The following is a 24,119-nucleotide window of genomic DNA, read 5'->3' as shown; positions in this document are numbered from 1 at the left end:
CTTACTTATTTCTGATGAGGAGTACTACGATGACAATCAAAGCAATACTTTCCTCCATTCTCGCTTGTATCCCCGACAGCCTGAAGGAGTTCACTATGGCAACGCAAACAATTAGCCTGCACAATATTCCGGCCAATAGGACTAATCCGGATTTCGTAAGGGTCTTTATTTGCAAGTACGGAAATGATATCTTTGGTTCCCGTGTATGCCTTGTACATTGCACCGGGAACTAAACTATGGGGAATATGACAATCACCACAATTAGCTCCTAATCGATGAGCAGAATGTAGAAACGTATCAACCTGTTCATCCATTACATGACATTGCCCACAAAACTCGGAACGATCTAAACCAAGTGCAGGTAATTTTGTCAATAGGATTAGGCAAAAACAAAGCGAAAGAGCACCGCTAATAATCAAAAGTTTTTTCTTCCTCGACAATTCCGAGACCGCCTCCCTTCTCATCGGTGCTTTCTAAAAACTATCATAAGTAATTCATCCGTGAAGCTAATAAGTCGCTTCGAGAGGGTATGGTAAATTTTATGTAATTGATACTCTATTCTAGATTTATCGATTAAATCCTTCAAAAATTAACCATAAAATCTCACAAGCATTGTTGAAACCAATTTGATGCCATGGAAAGATGCGCTATTCAAGGAACCGTCGAGTTCAACTTTTAATCATAGGTAATTTAAATATGACTTGATGGTGTCATGTTATAAGGGTATATTGAAATAGGGTGATTAAATGCAAATCAACCGACTATTCGAAATCGTATATATCCTGCTTGATAAAAAAGCAGTAACGGCTAAGGAGCTGGCAGAACGATTTGAGGTTTCAACAAGAACTATTTACCGGGATATTGAAACGTTGTCTTCTTCAGGAATTCCTGTTTATATGAGCAAAGGAAAGGGCGGTGGTATTTCACTGCTGCCTGATTTTGTGCTGAATAAAGCTGTAATAACGGATGAAGAAAGAGACGATATTTTATCTTCGTTAAAAGCTGTAAAGGCTGTTAATCTCAGCAAAACAGATACCGCGCTTAAAAAGCTCAGCAGCCTGTTTGGTGAATCAAATAAAGATTGGATTGAAGTGGATTTTTCATCTTGGTCTAATGCACAGAACGAAACTGTAACATTCAATACACTTAAATCTGTAATATTAGGCAAGAGAATCGTTTCTTTTGCCTATGCCAGTGCCAAAGGACAGCAGACAGCCCGTGAAGTAGAACCTTTAAAACTTTGCTTCAAAAGTGGGGCATGGTATTTATATGGATATTGTAAGTCACGATGTGATTTCCGTTTCTTTAAGTTAAGGCGAATCAGGGAGCTTTGTGTATCAGAGCAAACTTTTCAGAGGAAATCTCCTAACCAAATTCTTTCTAACGAGAACGTGTTTAAAGAAGAATATATTAAACTAAAGCTAAAGCTGTCTGCGGAGGTTGCTTATCGGGTATATGATGAATTCGATAGCTATGATCAACAAGCGGACGGAAGTTTCATTGCGGATATTAACTATCCAAAGGGTGAATGGTTAGTTTACTACATCACAACCTTCGGTAGGCATTGTGAAGTTTTGGAACCGCTGGACGTGAGAAATGATGTCCAAGCGGAACTGCAGAACACTTTGAAACTGTATCTTTAATATGACATACAGCTGTCGTATTTGACAAAGTATAATAGCCTTATCAAAGAGAGGGAGGTTATTATTATGAATTATGAAATCGTAAATTTAGAGCAAAAAACAATCGTCGGTGTTAGTGCAATTACCGGCAATGCTGATCCTAAAATGGGTACAATTATCGGTGGACTTTGGGAAACGTTATATCACGGTGGTGTAAATGCCGCAATCAAAAATAAGCTTAACGAGTATGCCATCGGGCTTTATTCTGATTACTCAGATGACCAATACTGCGTTACTGCCGGCAATGAGGTTTCTAAAGCGGAAAATGATGAACTGACTGTAAAAATAATTCCTGCAGGAAGGTATGCGAAGTTCTCGGTACACGGGCATATGGAAAAAGCAGTTGCCGAGGCTTGGGGTGAAATCTGGAAAATGGACTTAAACAGAAGCTTTACCGGAGATTTTGAAGAATATCTTAATAGTGATTGGGAGAATGCAGATATTGATATTTTCATTGCCTTAAAATAACCAGGTTAGTGTTTCTAATTACTGGTAATATGCTGCCCCTAACGTTGTTTCCTTTAAATGTTAAACCTTAGTTAGTTCTATTCAGCTTTAAAACATGGAAAGACCATGATTAAAATACTTCATTAAGAGAATGAAGGAGGCTGTCATGAAAAAAGAAACCATCCGAGGATTAAACGGTTATGATATCCCATGCGTGAACAATTTGAGCGGTGACGAGAGGAGGATCGTCATCATTAGCCATGGACTCGGTAGCAGCAAGGAAAGTCCGACGGCTAAGTCTATGGCGTCAGCACTGACGGAACACGGTATTGGGACTTACAGCTTTGATTTTCCCGCCCATGGTGACAGCCCGGTAGACGGCGAGAAGTTTAGGATATCCAACTGTCTAAACGACCTTACTGCGGTGGAAGCCCATGTGCGTGAGCTCAGGCTCGGGGCGGAGATCGCCTACTTCTCGTCCAGCTTTGGCGCGTACATTAATCTGATTTATCTGGCGACGCGCACCCACGCGGGCAAGAAATCTTTTTTACGCTGTGCGGCAGTGGATATGCCGAGGCTGTTTAGGAACATTACTTCCCAGGAGCAATACACTCAGCTAAGGGAGCAGGGCTACATTATGCCGGATTTTGATTACATTCGCCCTCTGAAGTTCACCCGGGAATTTTACGACGACCTAGAGGCGCATGATGTATTCAAACTCTGCCGGCCAGATATGGCGGAGATAGCGATGATCCACGGTGACGCCGACGAGACCGCCTCGGTGGTAGACGCTCGGCGCTTTGCAAAGCAGTTCGGAGCGAGATTGACTGAGGTCAAAGGTGCAGATCACCGTATTATGACACCGGGCGGATTGGATCGGGTAATTAAGACTGCGGTGCAGTTTTTCAAAGAAAATTAATATATTATCAAACCCTGCAATTGTCAACACTGTACTAGGCTCAATCAATGTGACCGGAAGGCTGCCCTTGAGATTGGTATCGGAGTAGCTGAACGACTCAAGAAATTCGGGGTGAAGACTGTTGTTGATGCAACAACTAATGAGTGTGGCAGAAACCCGCTTTGAAGAAGAGTCCGCCCCAGCGTATTCTAGGTCTAAAGATGCATTAAAAGAAAAACAGCTTGGGTTTGTAATAATTCTAGTACATTTTCCTAGTAATTTTAAATTTTTATGTAAAAATAATGTTACAGTTTTGATTAAATAAGAAACCTTAGTGTAGTAAATTCTGACAAGTATAGACGCTTATAATGATATTTAACACCAAAATGCCGCTGAACAGGCATTTTGGTGTTGTTTTTGTTTTGGCATGCTTTTTGCAATTTATAATGGTATCAAAGATGAAAGGAGTTTTTACGAAACGGTTCCTTCCCGTATTGGCAAGTGCCAATATGATTTATGGACCTGGTATGTTGTATTGAGGGTTAGATCAAATCCGACCTCGGTTAATCCATGATCCACTTCAATTGGGTGTTGCGACAATGATCTCTGAAATCCTTAAAGGAATTAAGGAAAAGGGTTAGATCGAGTTGAAATAAGTTTCTTTCGGAGGTGGGAAGGTGATACAAGTAAATATTACTTCTGAAAATGAATTACAATGGATTGAGAACCTAGCGGAGTGGAATCTGTTGAAAAAAATGCTCAGTTCGTTTTCGAAATCTACCGGGCTGAAGGCTATCATCGTTGACACTCAAGGGAATACCCTTATTAATTCTACGGATCATCAGATTAAAGATTCTAACTTTTGTCGAAAGATTAGAGAGGATAGTATAGGAATAAAAAAGTGTACGAGGTCTTATGCCCGCGCCTGTACAGAGGCTGATAAATATGGTGAACCTTATATTTTTAGATGTCATGCAGGTTTGCTAATGTGGGCCGTGCCCATCGTCTTAAATGAATATAGTTTTTCTATCATCTGTAAAAGTGTCGATTCTTTCGCGGTTAACTGGGCGTCGACCCAATTAGAGATTATGTCTAGTGATAAACTTCAGGCGGCAGCTGATCTTTTATTTATTATGTCGAATCAACTATTGAAAAATGGTACAAAGGTTTTAACGCAAAGCAGGGACTGCACAGATCAGCAGGCGAGACTGGCTGAAGAAATACAGGCTTGCGAACGTCCTAAAGTTGCAATGCGAATAATTGAGTCAAGAGCAGTGAGTATTAACTCTTTGGATAAAGAATATGAGCTTAAAACGATGGTGCGAAATGGTGAAAAGCGAGCAGCTCAGCAGCTTCTCGAACAATTATTATTTGATATCACAGAAGTTAAGCATGAACACTTCGATGCTTTTAAAACCAGAGTTATGGAACTAGTCATTATTATCTCAAGAGCCGCTGTAAACAGAGGAGCCGATTTAAATGTGATCTTGCAGCATAATTTTTTATTTTATAAAGAGTTGCTTGAAATAACAACACCTGAAGAAATTTGCGCCCGGACTAAAGATATGCTGGAAAACTATATGAATCTGCCTGATCTTAGAAAATATCAAAGAAATTTCAAAGCAATTCAGAAAGCAGCAGAGTTTGTAAGAATTAATTACCGTAAAAAGATAACCATTGAAGACATAGCCCAAGCAGTTTATCTCAGTCCCTGTTATATAAGTCGAATTTTTAAACAGAATCTTGGCTGTACAATATCGGAATATATTACTCAGGTACGACTAGAAAACGCTAAATTGATGTTAAAGAACTCTCAATACAATATTATACAGGTTGCTAAAAAGAACGGTTTTGAAGATCCCACTTATTTCGCAAGAGTTTTCAAAAAAATTGAGGGAATTGCTCCAAGTAGATACAGACAATACACTTTATAACCTACTGTAATTATATCCATAAAAGAAACGATAACAATTACTGCAAAGTGCTTGATGACGAAGAGGGTGTTGATATGCGGGTTGCAATAGTAGGTGGAAAACTGCAGGGAGTTGAGGCAACTTATCTGGCAAAGAAAGCCGGATGGGAAGTTCTCCTAATTGATAAAAAATCGGAGGTTCCTGCGGCGGTGCTTTGTAATGAATTTTATTTGCTCGACGTTACAAAAATTTTGGAGTGTATACCGATACTTAAAGGTATTGATCTAATTATTCCTGCTCTTGAAAATCAAGAAGCAATAGATTGTCTGGTACGAAGTGCAAGATTTACCAAGACTCCTTTATTATTTGATAAGGATGCTTATGCTATTTCTTCTTCAAAAATTGACTCTAACAGATTGTTTGCTAAAATTGGAGTCCCTGCTCCACTACCGTGGCCGGAATGTGGTTTTCCAATCATTTTGAAACCTTCAGGTGCTAGTGGGAGCGAAGGGGTTTACAAAATTAATAATCCTCAAGAGTTCGAGGAATTATTTGAAAATGGTTTGAAGGATTGGGTATTAGAGGAGTATTTGGATGGGCCATCTTATTCGTTGGAAGTCATAGGATTTTCAGGTGTTTATAAAGTTCTTCAAGTCACGGAATTACACATGGACAAAAACTATGATTGTAAACGTGTGGTGGGTTCAGCTGTTTTACCGGAAGATCTTAGAGCAGAATTTGAATCGATCGCACTAAGGTTAGCCCGAAATCTGAATCTTGAAGGAATTATGGACGTTGAAACTATTCTTCATCAAGGAAAGTTAAAGGTTCTTGAAATCGACGCTCGTCTGCCTAGCCAAACCCCAATCTCAGTGTATCATACCACAGGGATCAATATGCTGGAGATCATTGGTAACGCATTTGTACAAGGTGAGCCATGGCAAGAGTTTGATGTATTCGTGAAAAGAAGCGTGATTTTCGAACACATCCATATAATAAATGATAGACTTGAGATCTGCGGCGAACACATTATGGCTGAAGCTGGTCCACTATATTTATATCCGGATTTTTATGGAGCAGATGAAGCAATCTCTAACTATACTCTAGGTAAAACGGATTGGGTGGCTGCACTAATTATCACCGGGGTGAATATCCAAGAGGCTTGGTTAAAAAGAGACATGATCATCCAGTCGATTAAAGACGAGTGGGGGATAGAGAAATACTCAGAATGTTGAAATACAACTTGCTGAGTATGCCCGCTGGGCCGCTTTATTTACGCGGGAAGCGGAAAGGATTAAAGCCGCCCTGGATAGTTAGCTTGCACAAAATTGGAATTAATGGTAATCTAAAATCAACATGGGGGGTAGATCGAATCGATCACACGGACTCTAAATTCGTGCAGACGGGTGAAACTCCCGTACTCCTCGCCATTTTTATGTCTAAGGGTTTTGACAGGAGGTTCATCTCTTGAGTATTTCATGGTCAACGGTTCAATTGCAACGATTAAAAGAACTTAACGCATCGTCTGAACAACTGGATATGAACTTTACTGAAACATCAAGCCGCGACCGTGCATTCCAAGCTGTCGAACATAGCTTAGTTAAGCAGGGGAAATTACAGCTTAAAAAATTACGTGATGAGAAGCGCCGGCCGGCCTTACCTGAACTAGAAGACAGACTGGCAGAGGCATTATGCAAGCAAGGATTTGTTCAGGTTGTTACACCGACAATTATTTCGAAGACTTCATTAGCGAAAATGACGATTTCAGACGATCACCCGCTATTTTCACAAGTCTTTTGGTTAGATGCTAAACGATGCCTGCGGCCTATGTTGGCTCCGAATCTTTATACACTGTGGCGAGATCTCGTACGCCTTTGGGATAAACCGATTCGGATATTTGAAATCGGCACCTGCTATCGAAAAGAGTCACAGGGGGCGCAGCATCTGAATGAATTTACGATGCTTAACCTGACAGAACTGGGTACCCCCCTTGAAGAGCGGCATCAACGGCTTGAAGAAATGGCTCGCTGGGTTATGGAGGCAGCAGGAATTGAAGGTTATGGGCTTCTTGCCGAATCGTCTGTGGTCTATGGAGATACTGTAGATGTGATGAAAGGTGATCTTGAGCTGGGATCAGGTGCTATGGGGCCTCATTTTTTGGACGAGAAATGGGGGATTTTTGATCCTTGGGTCGGCATAGGTTTTGGATTGGAAAGGCTTCTTATGATTCGGGAAGGTGCACAGAATGTTCAGAGCATGGCCAGAAGCTTAACCTATCTGGATGGAGTAAGGTTAAATATAAAATAATTATGAAAAAATCCAGACTAAGTTTCATAGGATTAAAACGAAAGCTATGACTTTGCCAGTTAAAGTCATAGCTTTGTTAATAAGTCAATTAAAGGTGTAATTGTATTTTTCTATGTAAAAAACAGTTACACCTATTTTTTAAGAGGACATCATCCGAACTGTAAATTCATGATTACAGTTCGGATGATGTCCTCTTAATTTTAATACCGGCTAAACATTGAAGTCCCTGATATATCTGGTTTTTCTGAATTCTTTATAAGCTTGGCATTAATATTGCTTATTTTTAACAGTGTGATCAAAGTAGAAAAGAAAAAGGAGGGAATAATCATTTTCTATTAAGTCAGAAGAACTTAGGGTTAAAAGTAAAGGACAATAGGAGGTAATATTTTATGGCAGGCTATGAAGATTTAGCAAAAGCAGTATTAAAGGGTGAGGATGATCAAGTAAAATCTCTAACTCAAAGTTTAATTGATAGCGGGAAGGATTTTTTGGAAATTATCAATCAGGGTCTCATTGCTGGTATGGACGTAGTTGGAGCACGATTTAAAAAGGGCGAAATGTTTGTTCCCGAAGTACTTATGGCAGCTAGAGCGATGTCAGAAGGTATTAATCTGGTTAAACCCCATATAGCTGAAAAAGATATTCCCTCATTAGGTAAAGTGCTGGTTGGTACAGTTAAAGGTGACCTTCATGATATCGGAAAAAATTTGTTAGCTATGATGATGGAGGGTGCCGGTTTTACAGTCGTCAATTTAGGCGTCGATATTTCACCGGAAAAGTTCGTAGAAGCAGCTAAGGAACAAAAAGCTGATATGATCGCTATGTCTGCTCTGCTGACCACTACTATGCCAGCAATGAGAGATACTATCGAGCTATTTAAGGAAGAGGGCATAAGGGATAAGGTACGCATTATTATTGGTGGGGCACCCATTTCTCAGGAATATGCCAATGAAATTGGTGCCGACGGTTTTGCACCGGATGCCGCTACTGCTTGCGATCTTGCTAAAGGCTTACTGGCCAAGTAACCTATCCGACTAGGGTTTGGCTTCAATAAATGTTCTTAGAAAGGTGGAGTAAAAGGTGACCATAAGAAATCCTTGGTCTGATAATCCTAAAAAACATGGTTTTAGTCTGAGTATGTTCACTGACGCTGAATTAAGACAAATTCATTATTCAACTCTGGAAATCCTTTGGCAGGAAGGGGTCCATATCACTTCTAAAGAGGCTCTCGATCTTTTCCAAGATGCCGGGGCTATGGTAGACCGCAGTGAATCCGTTGTACGCATTCCTGCGCACCTTGTGGAAGATGCGATTAGGTCTGCTCCGAGCACCATTACCCTTGCCGGTCGTAATCCCAAAAACGATTGCGTATTAGAGGGCAGCCGGGTAAGCTTCACCACGTTTGGCGCGGGAGTAAAAATTATTGACCCTGTAACAGGAGTTTTAAGAAATACAACCAAGGCTGACGTTGCCGGAACAGCTCTAGTTGCCGATTATCTGGATGGAGTTGACGTTTATTCCCATGCGGTTTCAGCCAGGGATTGCCCTAAAGTATCCGTTGATCTGCATGAAGCTGAAGCTTTTTTGAGCAATACTAGTAAACATGCTATGCACATTGACCTTACCTCTGGTGATCATGCCAAAAAATATCTTGAAATGGGTGCAATTATTGCAGGCGGCTGGGATAATCTCAGGAAGCGGCCTGTTTTATCAGCCCTAACCTGTCCGCAAAGTCCCCTCCAGCTTCATAAAGAGTGCTGTGACATTATCATGGAATTTGCCCGGGCAGGTGTACCTTGCAATATATTGTCAATGGCTATGTCTGGGGCCACCACACCAGTAACCATTGCCGGTACCCTAGTTGTGCACAATGCCGAAGTTCTCGCAGGGATTACCTTATCCCAGCTCGCTAGCAAGGGTGCGCCGGTAATGTACGGTAGTTCTACTACGACATTTGACCTGCAATTTGCTACAGCTCCAGTGGGTTCGCCGGAGCTTGGAATGTGCAGCGCGGGTGTGGCTGCTTTGGCTCAGTTCTACTTACTTCCCAGCTTCACAGCAGGGACATAGGCAGATAGCAAATTATGTGATGTCCAGGCAGGATATGAAAAGACCATGACGGCTTTGCTGCCGGCCTTGGCAGGAGTTAACCTGATTTATGGGATGGGAATGCTGGAGTTAGGGGTAACCTTCAGCTATGCTCAACTGCTCATCGATAACGAAATAGCAGAAATGGTAAAACGAGTGGTTCGTGGTGTGGAAGTTAACGATGAAACCTTGGCGGTTGATCTAATCAAGCGAGTAGGCGGAGGCAGCGGCAAGCACTACTTGTTGGAAAAACATACCATGGCGCATGTTAAACAAGAGCAATCCAGGGCAAATCTGTTTGACCGGAAAATGCGCCAAATCTGGGAAGGGGAGACCGGGGGCAAAGATGCTGGAGAGCGTGCCGCTGAAAAGGCCCGAGAAATTCTCAACGAATACAAACCCGAACCTTTGGATAAAGAAGTACAACAACAACTCAGAAATATCATCGAAGAGGTAGAAAAATAATTATTAATGAAACCTCATAAAACCCCAATGTGAGGCATTCTGGAAGGACAAACAGTGGTTGGTTTACCGGATAAGTGGTAGGTGCCATCTTATTTAGTAAGCAAAACACTGCTGGAAAAACGGAGGAGATGTAGGTGCATTTCCTCCGTTTTAATCTTCTGTTGTCAAGAACGTTCTAAAAACATTTGTCGGGAGGAGATATTGATGATTATATTTGGTAAAGCAATAATTTTTATTATCATGACCTGTTGTTTAGCGGGAGCTCTCGCTTCGGTTATCAAAGAGGATTCTGAATTGGGACAGTCATTTATCAAAGGTATAGAAACCATAGGAATTATTTTTCTGCCTATAGCAGGAATTATGATCTCTATTCCATATTTAACGATCTTTATTGAGAAGGTTTTTGGTTCAATCTATCGTTTTATAGGTGCGGATTTGGCTATAGCTGCAACGACTTTTATTCCCAGCGATATAGGGGGATATGTTTTAGCCCAGGCCCTTGCCCAATCAACTGAAGCTTGGATCATGTCCATGGTGGTGGGTATTATGGCGGCACCAACAATTTTGTATAATATTCCCATCGGCTTAACTATGTTAGATAAAAAAGATCACCCATATTTAGCTTTAGGTATGATGTCCGGAATGCTGGCAGTTCCTTTTGGGGTTTTTGTCACTTGCATGATCCTTTTCTTTACTCATATTCCGGTTCGGGAAGCTATCTCCACGAATGCCGATGCCGCGTATGTATTGACCTTAGGTTTAGGTACTATTTTTATTAACCTTCTTCCTTTAATTATCATTTGTGTTTTATTCGCTTTGGGGCTAAAGCTGATACCTAAGAAGATGATTAAGGGCTTTATGATCTATGGCAAGATACTTATGTCATCCTTAAAACTGGTGGTCGCTTTTGCGATTATAGAATACTTCACTGGAGTGTTTTCCAAGGTTTTAGGCGGATGGGGTTTTGATCCTTTTATTGCCGATGAGGAAGAAACCTTCAGGGCATTAGAAATCTCGGGTATTATCGGAATTATGTTGGCTGGAGCATTTCCTATGGTCTATTTGCTGAAAAAGTATTTGCAGAAACCCTTAACGAAAATAGGGACAAAATTAGGGTTAACTTTCTCTGGCAGTGCCGGGCTCTTAGCTGCCTCTGCCAACGTCTTAGCTATGTTTGCCACGGTTAAGGATATGTCTCCGCAGGATAAGGTTAAGTGCATTGCCTACAGCGTTTGTGCCGGTTATCTTTTGGGAGATTATTTGTCCTTCACCGCTAATTTCCAACCAACCTTAATCGTACCTGTTTTCTGCGGACAATTATGTGGGGGGATTATGGGCATTTTTATAGCTGATAAACTATCCGTTCCCCAAGCCATCAAAATTGCCGAAGAGCATGAACGAAAGACCAATATAGAAAATAGAAAGGAATACAATCAAGGACTATAACTCTTTGTTCGTAATTCCCAATGCTTTAAGTTTATAATGTAAATTCTGCCGGGATATCCCCAGTACTTTGGCTGATCGGCTAATATTCCCGTTATTGCGCATTAGGGTGCTCTCGATGATATTTTTTTCGGTTTCCAACAAAGCATCCTGAAGCGTTCCGGTATGAATTGGTTTTTTTTGATTTTTATAGTCTGTATTATTTTGAGAGTCTTTCTTAAGAAGAAAAAGTCTTTCTTCAAAGTATTCAGGTACATGATCCAGCTGCAGCATCTTCTCTTTGCAATGAATAAAATTCATTGCACCTTCAATAAAGTTTTCTAATTCCCGAACATTGCCCGGCCAGTCATATTGTTCAAAGAAACTAATCACTTCTTCCGAAATATCCTTAACGAATAGGCCAAATTGATGATTGTATTTTTTAATAAAATGCCTGGCCAAAACTTCAATATCTTCTTTTCTCTCCCTTAGGGGAGGAATATTTAGGGTAATGGTAGCCAAACGGAAGTATAAATCAGAGCGCATGATTTGTTTTTTAACTGCCTCAATTGGATCCATATTTGCAGCACTTATGACTCTGCAATGAAGGGGTATCTGATCTTTGCTGCCAAGTCTCCGCACTGATTTTTCCTGGAGTACTCTGAGCAGTTTAGCCTGCAGGGACAAGGACATGGAATTAATTTCATCTAAGAAAATAGTTCCTTCTTCGGCTTGTTCAAAGAGGCCGGGCATATCGGTTGCACCGGTAAAAGCACCTTTAACCGTTCCGAAGAGCAGGCTTTCCAAAAGTGTATCTGGAATAGCGGCACAATTAATAGGGATAAAAGGACCTCTCGAATACAAACTGGCATTATGAATCCCCTGAGCATATAGTTCTTTGCCTGTACCGGTTTCCCCTACGATTATTACTGGAGAGTTACGGCGAGCTATTTTTCGTGCTTCTGCCGTAATCTTTTTCATCTTGCTGTTTATGCTGATTATATCGTCGAGGAGATACATAGCTCCATCATGACGACTAAGTTCGTCTTTGATAAATTTTTTCTGCATCTCTAAAGTAATAGCTATAAAATCACTGAGCTGATTCATATTGCGAAAGATAACGTAAACTGCTGTGATTTGACCCTTGTAATAAAAAGGATATGCACTAAAAATCATATTCGTTTTTCTTCCGTCATTTAAGTTATACCAATAGGGCTGGTTAATCAGGGGCTTCCCCGTCTTTAGAATTTTTTTGGTTACTTCCTCAGAAAAGTAGTAAGGCTGAGAAAATACCTCCTCTTCCTTTTTCCCTAAAAGATCTTTTCTATCGAGACCTTCCATTTTTTCCGATTCGGTATTATACAAAATAATTTCATCTTTTTCATTAACGATATATACAGCTTCGTGAATCCTATCAATAACGGTTTTAAGCAATTCATTCTCTTTCTTTAATTCTTCGTTTTCCTTTTGAAGTTTTTCGTTCATAACATCATTATTCACTGAAAAATCCTCCAAAACCAAGTTTTTTAGATTGCAGCTTTTTCCGAAGAAGCAGAGTTTGATGGATCCGACCTGTAATTGTTTTTTTCCATGGAAAAATTATATTACATCTTTTTTATTAGTAAGTGGCAGCTTACTGTAAAGGTGTATTTACAGTTATGGAGTGAGATCTATTTCCTTATGTTAAAACGACATCGCAATCTCTTCTGCTGACTGGTTTTTAAGGTCATTGTCCAGACTGGCATAAAACTTGCTTATTAAAAATTATATATAGATTACATTAGTCTAACAAGACTGAATATTGCGACTTAATACTGTTTCTTTCGACTAATTTGCCAAATATTTCAGTTAATTACTTGTTTGCAGAATTAAAATTAGACAGAAAGGAGAAATTGTTCAATGTTTATGTCGTTATTTGACTATTGAATGATGTCATGAAAAGTAAAAACGGAAGTTAGAAAGACTGGAACTATTATTTAGGGGGGCGAATGATATGTTAATTGTAGGAGAACTCATCAATGCAAGCCGAAAGGCAATTGGGGAAGCTATTCGGGCACAAGATGCAGAGGCAGTTAAAAAGGTTGCTGTTGACCAACGTGAAGCAGGTGCCAACTTCATCGATGTGAATGCCGGAATCTTCGTGGGGAAAGAAGCGGAATACCTCCAGTGGTTAGTAAAAACGGTTCAAGAGGCTACGGACACGCCTTGCTGCATCGATAGCCCGGATCCAAAGGCGATTCAAGCGGCACTGTCGGTACACAAAGGTTCGGCCATGATTAACTCCATATCTTTGGAACAGAGTCGTTTTGATTCCCTAGTACCTGTTGTGGCCGGAACCGATCTCAAAGTCATTGCTCTTTGCATGAGTGATGAAGGTATGCCTGAGACCACCGAGCAGCGACTCAAAATTGCAGATCAACTTATCAACGGATTAGTAAAAAACAATGTCCCGATCCATAATATTTACGTCGACCCTTTGGTGCAGCCTATCGCGACCAATAACGATTTTGGCATAGAATTTCTCAATGCCATAGAGGCAATTTCTAAGGAATTCAAGGGTGTCCACACCATGTGCGGGTTATCAAACATTTCCTATGGATTGCCTAACCGGAAATTTATCAATCAAGCCTTTGCAATTATGGCCATTGCAAAAGGTCTGGATGGCTTAATTATCAATCCATTAGATAAACGAATGATGGCAGGCCTTGTCACCGCTGAAACCTTATTTGGACGTGACAATTTCTGCTCGAACTACCTTAACGCCTACCGTTCACAATTGTTGGAATTCTAAAAAGACAAATAGTTATCTCAAGCCACAAAAGCTGAGATGAGTGAAACACTGGAAAACCACCAAAGAAACGATTAACGTTCCTTTGGTGGTTCATATTAAAACTAACAAAAAGTCGTCGCCCATACCTCCAAAGTAAATGAGACAAAACAAAATGAGCAGAATCCATCAGACGAAGCAAGGGGGCAGCTATAATGCAGGATTTTAAAATAGACGGGATTCTCGATAAGGCGAGACAAGAAATTTCCCTTAGCCGTGAGGAAATCTTGAGATTATTAAATATAACCTCAGAGAAGGAATTGGGTAAAGTTTCACAAGTGGCGAGGGAGCTTCGTGAACGGTATTTTGAAAACAAAGTATTCTTTTATGGCTTTGTATATTTCTCTACATACTGTCGGAACGATTGTACCTTTTGTCTCTACCGAAAATCCAATCGGAATTATCCGCGTTATAGAAAAACCAGGGAAGAAATCGTGACGACTGCTCAAAGTTTGGTTAATTCCGGAGTGCACCTTTTAGACCTGACAATGGGGGAGGATCCCCAGTATTATCATTCAGTTCATGGATTTGATGATCTTTTAGAAATTGTTAAAGAGCTAAAAAAGGAAACCAAAATACCGATTATGATTTCACCGGGGGTCGTTTCTCCGGAGGTTCTTCGAAAATTCAAAGAAGCCGGTGCCGACTGGTATGCATGTTATCAGGAAACTCACAATAAGATCCTTTATCAAGGATTACGAATTGAGCAAAGTTATGAGGAACGGATGAATCGGAAGATCCAGGCTAAAGAAATGGGGTACTTAATCGAAGAAGGATTGCTGACCGGAGTTGGTGATACCAATGAAGATATGGCAGATTCTATTATAACTATGACAAGAATGGGAGCGGACCAAGTTCGGGTCATGAGCTTTGTTCCTCAGGAAAACACACCCCTGGCAAATTGGAAAATTAATTCTCCTTTTCGCGAGTTGCTTATCATTGCTGTCATGCGTATTGTCATGCCCGATCGCTTGATTCCTGCCTCTCTGGATGTGGATGGTTTAAAGGGGATGGAACAACGGCTTAATTCCGGAGCAAACGTAATCACATCAATCATTCCCCCTGCGGTGGGTATGGCCGGAGTATCTCAAAGTACACTGGATATTGATGATGGAAACCGGTCCATTGAGAAGGTGCTTCCTGTTCTGAAGGCCAACAGGCTGGAAGCTGCAACAAATGAAAACTATCAAACGTTTCTAAACTACTTAAAAAAGAGAAATCAAGTCCTTCAGAGGATTCAGGAGGAATTCAACATCCCTATAGTAATAGATCCTTATCCTTCGGGCTTAATTAAGGAGCTGAATTGCTATGACTCGTCTAAAGGAAAGGAATATCGATTTGATCGCATAACAAATAGAAGAATTCAACGAAGAGTTAGTGAGAAAAACCGGTCATACACTTTCCGAAGTCGCCGCCCATGCTATTGGCATGCACTGTACAGACGTTCTGATCCATAGATAACAATATTAAGGAGGTGGGGATCAAATGTCCCAAGCGGCCCTTAGAGAAAAGAAAAGGTATTATCGCAAAAATGCAGATTTCTGTAATTTAGTAGAAAAAATTAAACTATGGCCTTCCCGTAGTGGTAAATTGCATGGAATCAAGTCATTAACTCGGAGAGGGGATAGGGCAGAGATTGAAACTCACTGTAACCGACGTTTTATTATCTACAATTCGAGGCATAGTCGGGCAGCCCGCTGGCTGAGGAATAAATGGTTTATAAGTGCTTGTCCGATATGTAAGGTTCCGGAATGGAAGCTCCTAAAGTATTCATCGACGGTGATGAATCAACATTATGGGGCACATCTATAATTTAATAATGGGCAATGGAGTGGAGAAAAAGGCTTGTGGTCTGAATTCGCCTCAGAAACCCCAACTTGGGGTGATCATCGAGGACTAATGCCCTTTTGATAAAAATAGCCAACAGGGATGGCTTAAGAGATATACAAGCTGCGATCCACAGCTTGTATTCTTGTAAATGGGGTTTGCTGTATGGAAGGATACGCGGATTTGGAACTTAGGGACGGAGACACGGTTGTCCTAACTACACCGATGTTGGCAGGGGGCTAATAACTACACCAAGGATTTTAAACGCTACTGGATGTAGTTAAGAAGAAAAAAACTGAGAGAGTTATATCGAACTCGCTCAGTTTTTTTAACGTGATAGGGCACGTTGAAAACAGGCAATACGTATGCATTAGGGAGACTTTGATTATATATATCTTCATGGTAATATATAGAAAAGACAAAAAGGAGCGGAGTGTGTTATGTCATTACCAAATGTACTTAAAAAGCATACCTACGCTGATTATTTAACTTGGCCAGAACACGAGCGTTGGGAGCTTATCAATGGTTTACCTTATAATATGACCCCAGCTCCTTCTACTGAGCACCAAAGAATTTCTCGTGAACTGGTTATGCAATTTGCCAGATAAACCATGCGAAGTTTTCTATTCTCCTTTTGATGTCAGGTTGCCGCTAGCTCAAGAAAAAGATGAGGAAATTGAAACAGTGGTGCAACCCGATTTAGCGATTATTTGTGATCGGAGTAAATTGGACAAAAGAGGGTGCAAGGGTGCGCCCGATTTGATAATAGAAATAATATCCCCTGCAACTGCTAAAAAGGATATGCAGGATAAATTTTTATTGTATGAACGCAGCGGTGTAAAAGAATACTGGCTGGTATTTCCCTTGGATTGTGTTATCGATATATATGCGCTTAATGAGGATAACAAATATGAACGAACCGGACTTTATCATTATCCTGATAAAATCAAGGTTGGAATATTTGCTGACTTGTACATTAATTTAGGTCTGGTGTTTTTGAAGGATTAGTAGGAGTTCATTCCCCAGGAGCATAGATGTCCGAGAAACGAATAAGCATTCCCAATGAGCGTGAAGTGATTGAGGAATTATATCAATTATAAGATTACTATAAAGAGCCAAACGTCTTACCTTCTAAGACAAATTTTGATGAGAGAAGGAGAAGTATGAAATATTCAGAGGCAAACTTAGGAAGGATTTTTATTCTGAGACTAGAACACGGGGATATAATACCAGATACCATTGAGAACTTTGCCATAACATACCAAATTAACTCTGCAATTGTGCACTTTCTTGGCGGTGCGGACACTAATAGCAAAGTTGTGGTAGGGCCTGAAGATGGTACAGCCAGGAAACCAATCCCCATGGTTACAGAATTGTTGGGTACAAGCGAGGCGGTAGGAATTGGAACTATATTTACCAACGAACAAAAGGTTCCAAAACTGCACTTACACTCCGCTTTTGGGCGTAATAGAGACACTGTTACAGGATGTACAAGAGAAGGGGTCAAGATCTGGCATATTGGCGAGGTGATTATTTTTGAATTAGCTAATTCTACAGCACAGAGAAAAGTAGATCCGGAAACTGGTTTTGAACTATTGGAGTTGTAACACTTACAGACATGACCAGAGGGACAGGCTTAACTATATAATGGGGCATCATGGGGCTGACAGGATTGTTAGCTTTTTATTGTTAGTCGAATCATAACCACCACGCTTTTAAGATTGCGGAGGCCATAGAGGTCCGCGACTGATTCCTTGCGCTCATTTCATCTCAGCGGACTCAGGAACTCCTTCCATACTGCTCGACAATGAAATCCATAAAGTACCGGCTGGCGATAGGCAATACCTTCTTGTTTTTAAAGGCCAGGGAGATGGTGCGGACAATGGGCGGAGACAGCTCTAAGGTTGCGATATGATAAGGGGACCTGCTGATAATTAACTTTGGCAGAATAGATATTCCTAAACCGCTTTCAATCATGGACATAATCGTATAGTCGTCATGAACACGGTATTGGATGTTGGGATGAAGATTTTCCCGTTTGAAAAACTCCAAGGGCACGCTTAATTGACCTTCATCCAAGAGGATAAAGGCTTCATTGACCAGATCCCGGAGTGATAGCTTCTTTTTGCGCGTTAAGGGGTGGTTTTTGGGAACGACCACCAGCATTTCGTCTTGTTGGAGGGGGATTGTCATTAGTTCGGATACAGCTTGAGCGTCGGGATTGACAAAGCCGAAATCCACGCTTCCTTCTTTAATCAACTGGGCAATGCTGGTGTACTCCCCCTGGTGAAGCTCAAAGCATACCGAAGGGTACCTGGCTTTAAAATCCCTGATCAAATCAGGCAGCCAATTGCTTGAAATGCTGGAGAAGGTGCCGATGCGAATAATCCCTTTTTGCAGTCCTTGCATTTCCCGGTGTTTTTCCTCAAGCTCTCGGAGGGAATTATGTACCCCTTTAATGTAGGGTAGGAATTCCTCGGCATCAGGCGTTAGAGCGATCCCTTTGCGCGAACGCAAAAAGAGTATGGTGGAGAGTTCCTCCTCTAGGGCGCGGACCATCTGGCTGATAGCGGATTGGGTGTAACCGAGTTCCTCAGCGGCTTTGGTAAAACTTCCTGTCTCGATGATTTTCATAAAAGCTTGATAGCGGTTCATGGCTTACCTCATATACATTAGAATAACTTATATATTCATTATGGAAATTCGTTTTACTTATGTCAAGAGGGGAGAGTATGATGAAGCAAATATAATGATAGATCAGAGGTAAGTTTCAATGAGCAACAAGATTATCCCCTGGAAAAACGGGATCAAAGACGGTATCCCCATCGCTCTCGGCTACTTCGCGGTTTCTTTTACCTTTGGCATTGTGGCGAAGAAGGCCGGTCTGACGCCCTTTCAGGCCGTCTTCATGTCCGGAGCCAACCTGACATCAGCCGGACAATTCGGAGCACTGGCTTTAATCGGGACTTCCGCAACTTATCTGGAAATGGCCCTGACTCAACTGGTTATTAATTTAAGATACTGTCTCATGTCCTGCTCATTATCGCAAAAATTAGAGGTAGGAACAGGCTGGCCTCATCGCTTTCTGGTGGCCTTCGGCGTTACGGATGAAATATTCGGGGTATCCGTTTGCAAAGAAGGTAAACTGAACCCTTTCTACAATTACGGTCTGATGAGTGTTAGTATATCGGGCTGGATGCTGGGCACCTTTTGCGGTGTTGTTTCAGGGGAGATTTTGCCCGCAAGGATCATCAGCGCCTTAAGTGTTGCCCTATATGGGATGTTTATCGCTGTGATTATCCCGCCGGCAAAAGGAAACAAACTATTGACGGGAATCATTATCTCATCCATGCTGCTGAGTTTGCTGTTTGCCCAACTACCCATCCTTAGTCAAATCTCCCAGGGATTTAAAATCATTATCTTAACGGTAGCGATAGCAGGAATTGCTGCTCTTCTGTTTCCGGTGAAGGAGGCTGCCCATGAGGGGTAATATCTATCTCTATATTCTGGTTATGGCGGGCGTTACATATTTGATCAGACTGATTCCCTTGATTTTCATGCGTAAGGAAATCAGGAATGTTTATCTTAAATCCTTTCTATATTATGTTCCCTATGTGACCCTGGCGGTGATGACCTTTCCCGCGATCTTAAGCGCGACGGCAAACCTGTGGTCCGCCCTGGCAGGATTTGGCACAGCCTTAATCCTGGCCTATCGAGGTGGCAGTCTGTTCAAGGTTTCCATCCTGGCTTGTTTATCGGTCTTTATTTTTGAGTTGATGGTATGGGGCTGACAAGAAGGTTAACCTTTTATAGTTATTATTGTAAGGAAGGGAGTCATCAAGAACAGTATGGGTAGGGAGGACTTGAAGCTCAGAAAAATGAATAACCAGGATATACCGCTGGTTAAGATATGGCTGAACAAAGAGCATGTTCGAAAATGGTTTGGTGATCCTCGGGAATGGCTTAACGAAATTTATAATCGCGAAAGCCAATATGATTGGATAAACCATTACATTATTGAATATGAAGATAAGCCGATGGGATTTTGCCAGTATTACGACTGTAGTAAAACTGGTGAGGGGTACGGATGGGACAATGAGCCGGAAGGCACATTCGGCATTGATTATCTTATCGGCAATGAAGAGTTTTTAGGCAAAGGAATTGGAAAGCAGATCGTTAACAAACTAACTCAAATGGTTATTGAGAATGAAAAACCTGCTCAAATCATTGCAGACCCCCTTGAAGGTAACAGTGTTTCAAGGAAAGTACTAGAGTATAATAATTATACTTGTGATGATTTAAAAGGGCTTTATAAATTTATAGTTTAATGAGTTCTAGTTATTATAAGGAGCATTATGTTTAACGATTTTATTAAACATTATAATACCATTAGAGTTATTCTCAGAGATTGTTTTTTGTACGGATGCTTTTCGATTGACGATCTCGAAACTAAAAGGAATATTAGCCCCAGAAAAGTGAGCTATGAAATACGGCGTATTCAACAGTATGTTGAAAAGAAATATGTAAAGGTAGATATGGATGGGCGGTATAAACTCATTAGCCTTACTTACGATTTCTTAAGACATCCAGACAATTTTCTGGTTAATACATTTATGACAAAAAGTTTTACCAGGACTGACCTTTACTTGTATTTTCTGATTCTATTGTACCTTCAGTCAAAAAATACTCCTTGTTCAGTAAATACTATCGTCGATGAACTAATTGAGAATGGAAATTTAAACTTCGAAAATATCAGCGTAAAGACCATCGAAAGAAAACTTAATGAAATGTCTAAAGGAATTGGCATACTTTCTTGTGATACGGAGAAAAGGACAAAACAGTACTATATAGCACCGGATATATTAGATCTCCTTAGCTGCGACCAGTTACTAGAGCTGCTTAGGGCCATTGATCTCTATAAAAATATTCTATTTCCAACAACTATCGGTTATTTCTGCACCCAGACACTTCAGGACTATTTGAAGTATGAAAGAAATCACAGCGTCACTGTTAACTTATTTAATTACAAGTATGTTCACTTTCATCCTGTAATTGAGGAACAGATCCTATGGGAGATTCTGAAGGCAATTCATCAACAACGAAAGATTAAACTCTACTATCATACTGCAAAAAGACCCGATAAGAACTCATATAAAGTTCTAACTCCTTACAAACTACGATATGATGTACGTCATGGCAGATTTTATCTAATATCCTTCAATAATTATGGTAAGTGCATTATTTCAAGGCTGGATAGGATCGAGAGTATTGAACTGCAAAAGGAATCCTTCAGCAGGGAAGATTATAAAAAAAATTACAAAGAGCGTATGAAATACACTTGGTCAAGTGTAGCTTTGGTAGATGGAAAGGAACCGGAAAACATTAAAATAGAACTGTTGATTGATGAAGTCTCGGAAGGATATTTGATTGAAAAGATAAAAAACGAGGCGCCCGGTGGGAAAATGGAGAAAATCGAGGAAGGTCGCTATCATTATTCCCTGAAGGTCAGTGACAGTGGTGAGATGATTCCCTGGCTTAGAAGCTATGCCGGAAACATCCGTGTCTTAAAAAGTGCTGAGCTTGCCGAAAAACTTGCAGCAGACTGGAAGGAGATTCTTTTGTCCTATGGAGTTGTTTGATGAAGTAAAGAACAGATATTTTCATCTGCTATTTATAATTATTAACGAATGCGTCTTCGGGAAAACCAAAGATGAGATTTTAATGATTATTGATGAGGGAGAATTTGATCAAAAAGTTATCGGAAAAAATCAACACACTTTTGCTGATCTCGTATTGAATAGTGGTGATGATAACCATAATTTCAACCTTTTAAAGCAAGAGAATGATCTGTTTTTTCCGTGCATTAGAGATACTGGGAAAAACCCCTTACCGATTCGTTTTACAAACCTGGAAAAAGCATGGCTAAAAGCGCTGCTTAGCCAACCGGGAATAGAAATGATTTTAAGTGACGAGACTTTGGCCCAGCTTCAAACCATTCTGCGTGACATTGATACACCGATTAAAGAAGACTATCTGGAAATGACAAATATCATTCAGCTGCCTGAGATTTCTAACCCGGAGATTTACGAAACTAATTTTCGATTGCTCTTAGAAGCGTTGATTCAAGATAAACCTATTCGCTATGATAACAAAGATAGAAAAGGGAATGTTCATAAGAATAAACTGGCCATGCCGGTTAGCCTTGAATATTCAATGAGAGACGGTAGATTTCGCATATCTATGTTTTCGCTAGATGATAACAGGCCGATTATGGCCAACCTTTTTACGCTGGCAAACCTAAGGATCGTCAACGAAAAGGTCCCTATAGATAGAGAAGCCGCAAGGGCATTGCTTTTTGGAATATACTCCCAAGAACCCATTGTCATAGAAGTGACGGACAAAAAGGGAGCGATGGAAAGAAGTTTCATGTGCTTTTCCGGTATGGAGAGATCAGCAAAACATTTAGGAAATAATAAATACGAGTTACAACTTCATTACTACCTATTTGAAGAAGAAAATTTAATACGGAATATTATTTCGTTAGGACCCTATGTCAAGGTAACATCCCCTCAAAGAATCGCTGATGAAATAGTAAGCCGAGTAAAAAAATCATTAGAGTTTGCAACAAGATAAATGTTGCAAACTTTTTGTCTTTTGACCGGCAAATTATCCCGGTATACTAAAAATGTTCCTAATTCCTTTACATAGATTTCTGTATAATCTTACGGTGCCTGACTTTTTAAGATTTAGGTATGCCGGTATCGGAATGTGGAGCTCAAGAACCGAGGAACGGAGGTTCGATTCCTCCATTACCATAAAGGTAATTAGCTCAGTGGCAGAGCCTTCGGCAAGAAGGGGTTTGAATCCCCATCAGATTTAAGGATCTGAAACTATGGTTAGCTCTCAATGGTCACCTGAAGATTGGATCTTTGGAGAGAATCCCACGTTTAGGCAGTACATCTGCAAGGACATCGAGACTTAAGCCATGAAGTGCGCGGATACCGGATAAAGAAAACCTAAACTAGTCTGAAGTCGTTCACGCCAAGGCTAAGTCTGAGGCATTAACAATTCTTCATGACCAAAGTAGGTAACTCTGTCCTTAAGCAGTACTCCGCTAAGGTTCCGAAGGGGTTCTCGAAAAAGATTCAGCAAAAATTGTTAAGAAAAGGATGGATTAAAATGAAGGTAAGCATTAAGAATGATGAAAGAGGTTTATTATTCAAAGACGGTAACTATACAAAATGCTTAAAACCTGGGAAACATTACTTTAATCCATTGCTTAAATATCAGGTCGTGACATCAGATGTTAACCAAACGTTTGAGACGAACGGTAAAAATATCAATCTGTTTCTTGGAGATCATGAACTTTTGCAGGAACTCACAGTTGTTGATATCCAGGACTATGAGATTGCTATCCATTTTGAAGATAAGAAGCTTGTTGAGGTGCTAAAGCCAGGAAAGTATGCCTTCTGAAACGTCATGAAAAAGCATGAGTTTATCATCATAGACATACGCAATCCCGAAGTCCAATCGGACATAGACCCTTCAGTCTATAGTAACCCGAAGCTGGTCGGTTTTTTGAATTATTCTGAAGTTGCAAACTATGAAAAAGGGATTCTCTATTACGACAATCAAATTCAAAGGATATTGGAACCCGGCAGATATTACTTCTGGAAGAGTCCGGTACATATTGCCGTAAAAAATGTTGATCTAAGACAGCAGCAGATGGATATGACGGGTCAAGAAATTATGACGGAAGACAAGATCACCTTAAGATTGAACTTTGTCTGTCAGTACAAAATTATCGATCCACTAAAAGTCATTGCAGTAAAGTCCTTTGAGGAACAGCTTTATATCATTTTACAGCTCATCTTAAGAGAATATATAGGATCCTTAAAGTTAGACGATCTTCTTTTGAAAAAGCAAGAAGTTGGAAACTACATCCTTGAAAAATTCCAAGAAAAAAGCTCCGGTTTTGGTGTGGAGTTTATGTTCGTTGGGGTGAAAGATATTATTCTGCCTGGGGAAATTAAAGAAATTCTCAATACCGTGTTGATTGCGGAAAAGAAGGCGCAAGCCAACGTCATCACTCGGCGAGAGGAAGTTGCTTCAACCAGAAGCCTGTTAAATACGGCAAAGCTTATGGAGGAAAACCAGACTCTTTATCGTTTAAAGGAACTGGAGTTCTTAGAAAAAATCTGTGATAAGATCGGAAATATATCCCTTATAGGTGGAGGCAGCTT

General features: G+C 40.5%; 24 protein-coding genes and 2 pseudogenes. 23 read left to right on the top strand and 3 right to left on the bottom strand.

Annotated features, from left to right (window positions below):
* Window positions 1-5: 5 nt before the first annotated feature.
* A complete protein-coding gene (locus HGJ98_RS02125) occupies window positions 6-440 on the bottom strand; it encodes a NapC/NirT family cytochrome c (RefSeq protein WP_291349342.1) in 435 nt (144 codons plus the stop codon).
* Between the two features lie 306 nt (window positions 441-746).
* On the opposite strand from HGJ98_RS02125, the gene HGJ98_RS02120 reads away from it, so the two are divergent.
* The 10 genes and pseudogenes from HGJ98_RS02120 to eutH all read left to right on the top strand — a co-directional run bounded on the left by HGJ98_RS02120 (window position 747) and on the right by eutH (window position 11,246).
* Entirely contained in the window at window positions 747-1,643 is an 897-nt protein-coding gene (locus tag HGJ98_RS02120) for a YafY family protein (protein ID WP_291349341.1), read from the top strand.
* Between the two features lie 66 nt (window positions 1,644-1,709).
* A complete protein-coding gene (locus HGJ98_RS02115; RefSeq protein WP_291349340.1) occupies window positions 1,710-2,150 on the top strand; it encodes a GyrI-like domain-containing protein in 441 nt (146 codons plus the stop codon).
* Between the two features lie 145 nt (window positions 2,151-2,295).
* Window positions 2,296-3,048: an alpha/beta hydrolase gene (locus tag HGJ98_RS02110; protein ID WP_291349339.1), complete on the top strand. Its 753-nt coding sequence runs from the start codon at window positions 2,296-2,298 to the stop codon at window positions 3,046-3,048.
* A gap of 127 nt (window positions 3,049-3,175) precedes the next feature.
* On the top strand, window positions 3,176-3,352 hold the full coding sequence (locus tag HGJ98_RS02105; protein WP_291349338.1) for a hypothetical protein: 177 nt from the start codon (window positions 3,176-3,178) through the stop codon (window positions 3,350-3,352).
* A 352-nt stretch (window positions 3,353-3,704) separates the two neighbouring features.
* Complete coding sequence (locus tag HGJ98_RS02100; RefSeq protein WP_291349337.1) at window positions 3,705-4,961, top strand: PocR ligand-binding domain-containing protein; 1,257 nt, start codon at window positions 3,705-3,707, stop codon at window positions 4,959-4,961.
* A 74-nt stretch (window positions 4,962-5,035) separates the two neighbouring features.
* Window positions 5,036-6,175 carry a 3-methylornithine--L-lysine ligase PylC gene (pylC, locus tag HGJ98_RS02095; RefSeq protein WP_291349336.1) on the top strand — a complete coding sequence of 380 codons (1,140 nt, stop codon included), beginning with the start codon at window positions 5,036-5,038 and terminating at the stop codon, window positions 6,173-6,175.
* 232 nt (window positions 6,176-6,407) lie between these two features.
* Window positions 6,408-7,247, top strand: a complete 840-nt coding sequence (gene pylSc / locus HGJ98_RS02090) for a pyrrolysine--tRNA(Pyl) ligase large subunit (RefSeq protein ID WP_291349335.1) — start codon at window positions 6,408-6,410, stop codon at window positions 7,245-7,247.
* Between the two features lie 389 nt (window positions 7,248-7,636).
* Window positions 7,637-8,272 (top strand): B12-binding domain-containing protein, encoded by a 636-nt coding sequence (locus HGJ98_RS02085; protein ID WP_291349334.1) that lies wholly within the window; start codon window positions 7,637-7,639, stop codon window positions 8,270-8,272.
* 112 nt (window positions 8,273-8,384) lie between these two features.
* Window positions 8,385-9,800, top strand: a pseudogene (locus HGJ98_RS02080) (trimethylamine methyltransferase family protein).
* Window positions 9,801-10,004: 204 nt separating this feature from the next.
* On the top strand, window positions 10,005-11,246 hold the full coding sequence (eutH, locus tag HGJ98_RS02075; protein WP_291349333.1) for an ethanolamine utilization protein EutH: 1,242 nt from the start codon (window positions 10,005-10,007) through the stop codon (window positions 11,244-11,246).
* Here the strand turns inward: eutH and HGJ98_RS02070 are convergent.
* Window positions 11,241-12,722: a sigma 54-interacting transcriptional regulator gene (locus HGJ98_RS02070; protein ID WP_291349332.1), complete on the bottom strand. Its 1,482-nt coding sequence runs from the start codon at window positions 12,720-12,722 to the stop codon at window positions 11,241-11,243. The genes eutH and HGJ98_RS02070 overlap by 6 nt on opposite strands.
* Window positions 12,723-13,215: 493 nt before the next feature.
* On the opposite strand from HGJ98_RS02070, the gene HGJ98_RS02065 reads away from it, so the two are divergent.
* The 6 genes and pseudogenes from HGJ98_RS02065 (at window position 13,216) to HGJ98_RS02045 (ending at window position 17,483) form a co-directional block, all read left to right on the top strand.
* A complete protein-coding gene (locus HGJ98_RS02065; protein WP_291349331.1) occupies window positions 13,216-14,013 on the top strand; it encodes a methyltetrahydrofolate cobalamin methyltransferase in 798 nt (265 codons plus the stop codon).
* Between the two features lie 191 nt (window positions 14,014-14,204).
* A pseudogene (gene pylB, locus HGJ98_RS02060) lies at window positions 14,205-15,248 on the top strand (methylornithine synthase PylB); the annotation flags it as partial.
* A gap of 286 nt (window positions 15,249-15,534) precedes the next feature.
* Window positions 15,535-15,861, top strand: coding sequence for a pyrrolysine--tRNA(Pyl) ligase small subunit (pylSn, locus tag HGJ98_RS02055; protein ID WP_291349330.1), 327 nt, complete (start codon window positions 15,535-15,537; stop codon window positions 15,859-15,861).
* 455 nt (window positions 15,862-16,316) lie between these two features.
* Window positions 16,317-16,484, top strand: a complete 168-nt coding sequence (locus tag HGJ98_RS22310) for a hypothetical protein (RefSeq protein ID WP_367142650.1) — start codon at window positions 16,317-16,319, stop codon at window positions 16,482-16,484.
* Window positions 16,474-16,884: a Uma2 family endonuclease gene (locus HGJ98_RS02050; RefSeq protein WP_367142649.1), complete on the top strand. Its 411-nt coding sequence runs from the start codon at window positions 16,474-16,476 to the stop codon at window positions 16,882-16,884. The genes HGJ98_RS22310 and HGJ98_RS02050 overlap by 11 nt, the downstream gene beginning before the upstream one ends.
* Before the next feature lie 155 nt (window positions 16,885-17,039).
* Entirely contained in the window at window positions 17,040-17,483 is a 444-nt protein-coding gene (locus HGJ98_RS02045; RefSeq protein ID WP_291349329.1) for a PPC domain-containing DNA-binding protein, read from the top strand.
* 172 nt (window positions 17,484-17,655) lie between these two features.
* On the opposite strand, the gene HGJ98_RS02040 is transcribed toward HGJ98_RS02045, so the two are convergent.
* Complete coding sequence (locus HGJ98_RS02040) at window positions 17,656-18,531, bottom strand: LysR family transcriptional regulator (RefSeq protein ID WP_291349328.1); 876 nt, start codon at window positions 18,529-18,531, stop codon at window positions 17,656-17,658.
* A gap of 118 nt (window positions 18,532-18,649) precedes the next feature.
* Between HGJ98_RS02040 and HGJ98_RS02035 the strand changes: the two genes are divergently transcribed.
* The 7 genes from HGJ98_RS02035 to HGJ98_RS02005 all read left to right on the top strand — a co-directional run.
* Window positions 18,650-19,366, top strand: a complete 717-nt coding sequence (locus tag HGJ98_RS02035) for an AzlC family ABC transporter permease (protein ID WP_291349327.1) — start codon at window positions 18,650-18,652, stop codon at window positions 19,364-19,366.
* Window positions 19,356-19,667 carry an AzlD domain-containing protein gene (locus HGJ98_RS02030; protein ID WP_291349326.1) on the top strand — a complete coding sequence of 104 codons (312 nt, stop codon included), beginning with the start codon at window positions 19,356-19,358 and terminating at the stop codon, window positions 19,665-19,667. Before HGJ98_RS02035 ends, HGJ98_RS02030 begins: the two co-directional genes overlap by 11 nt.
* Before the next feature lie 57 nt (window positions 19,668-19,724).
* A complete protein-coding gene (locus tag HGJ98_RS02025; RefSeq protein WP_291349325.1) occupies window positions 19,725-20,204 on the top strand; it encodes a GNAT family N-acetyltransferase in 480 nt (159 codons plus the stop codon).
* Between the two features lie 27 nt (window positions 20,205-20,231).
* The gene (locus tag HGJ98_RS02020; protein WP_291349324.1) at window positions 20,232-21,515 is read left to right on the top strand and encodes a WYL domain-containing protein; all 1,284 of its coding nucleotides are present in this window, start codon (window positions 20,232-20,234) and stop codon (window positions 21,513-21,515) included.
* Window positions 21,502-22,509, top strand: a complete 1,008-nt coding sequence (locus HGJ98_RS02015; protein WP_291349323.1) for a WYL domain-containing protein — start codon at window positions 21,502-21,504, stop codon at window positions 22,507-22,509. Before HGJ98_RS02020 ends, HGJ98_RS02015 begins: the two co-directional genes overlap by 14 nt.
* Window positions 22,510-23,055: 546 nt before the next feature.
* Window positions 23,056-23,349 (top strand): hypothetical protein, encoded by a 294-nt coding sequence (locus tag HGJ98_RS02010; RefSeq protein WP_291349322.1) that lies wholly within the window; start codon window positions 23,056-23,058, stop codon window positions 23,347-23,349.
* Between the two features lie 6 nt (window positions 23,350-23,355).
* On the top strand, window positions 23,356-24,119 hold a 764-nt coding region (locus HGJ98_RS02005; RefSeq protein WP_291349321.1), incomplete at its 3' end, for a slipin family protein.

Source organism: Desulfosporosinus sp., assembly GCF_014237355.1.
Taxonomy (GTDB): domain Bacteria; phylum Bacillota; class Desulfitobacteriia; order Desulfitobacteriales; family Desulfitobacteriaceae; genus Desulfosporosinus.
The sequence above is the reverse complement of the archived record's forward strand: the minus strand, read 5'-3'. Positions and strand labels throughout refer to the sequence as shown.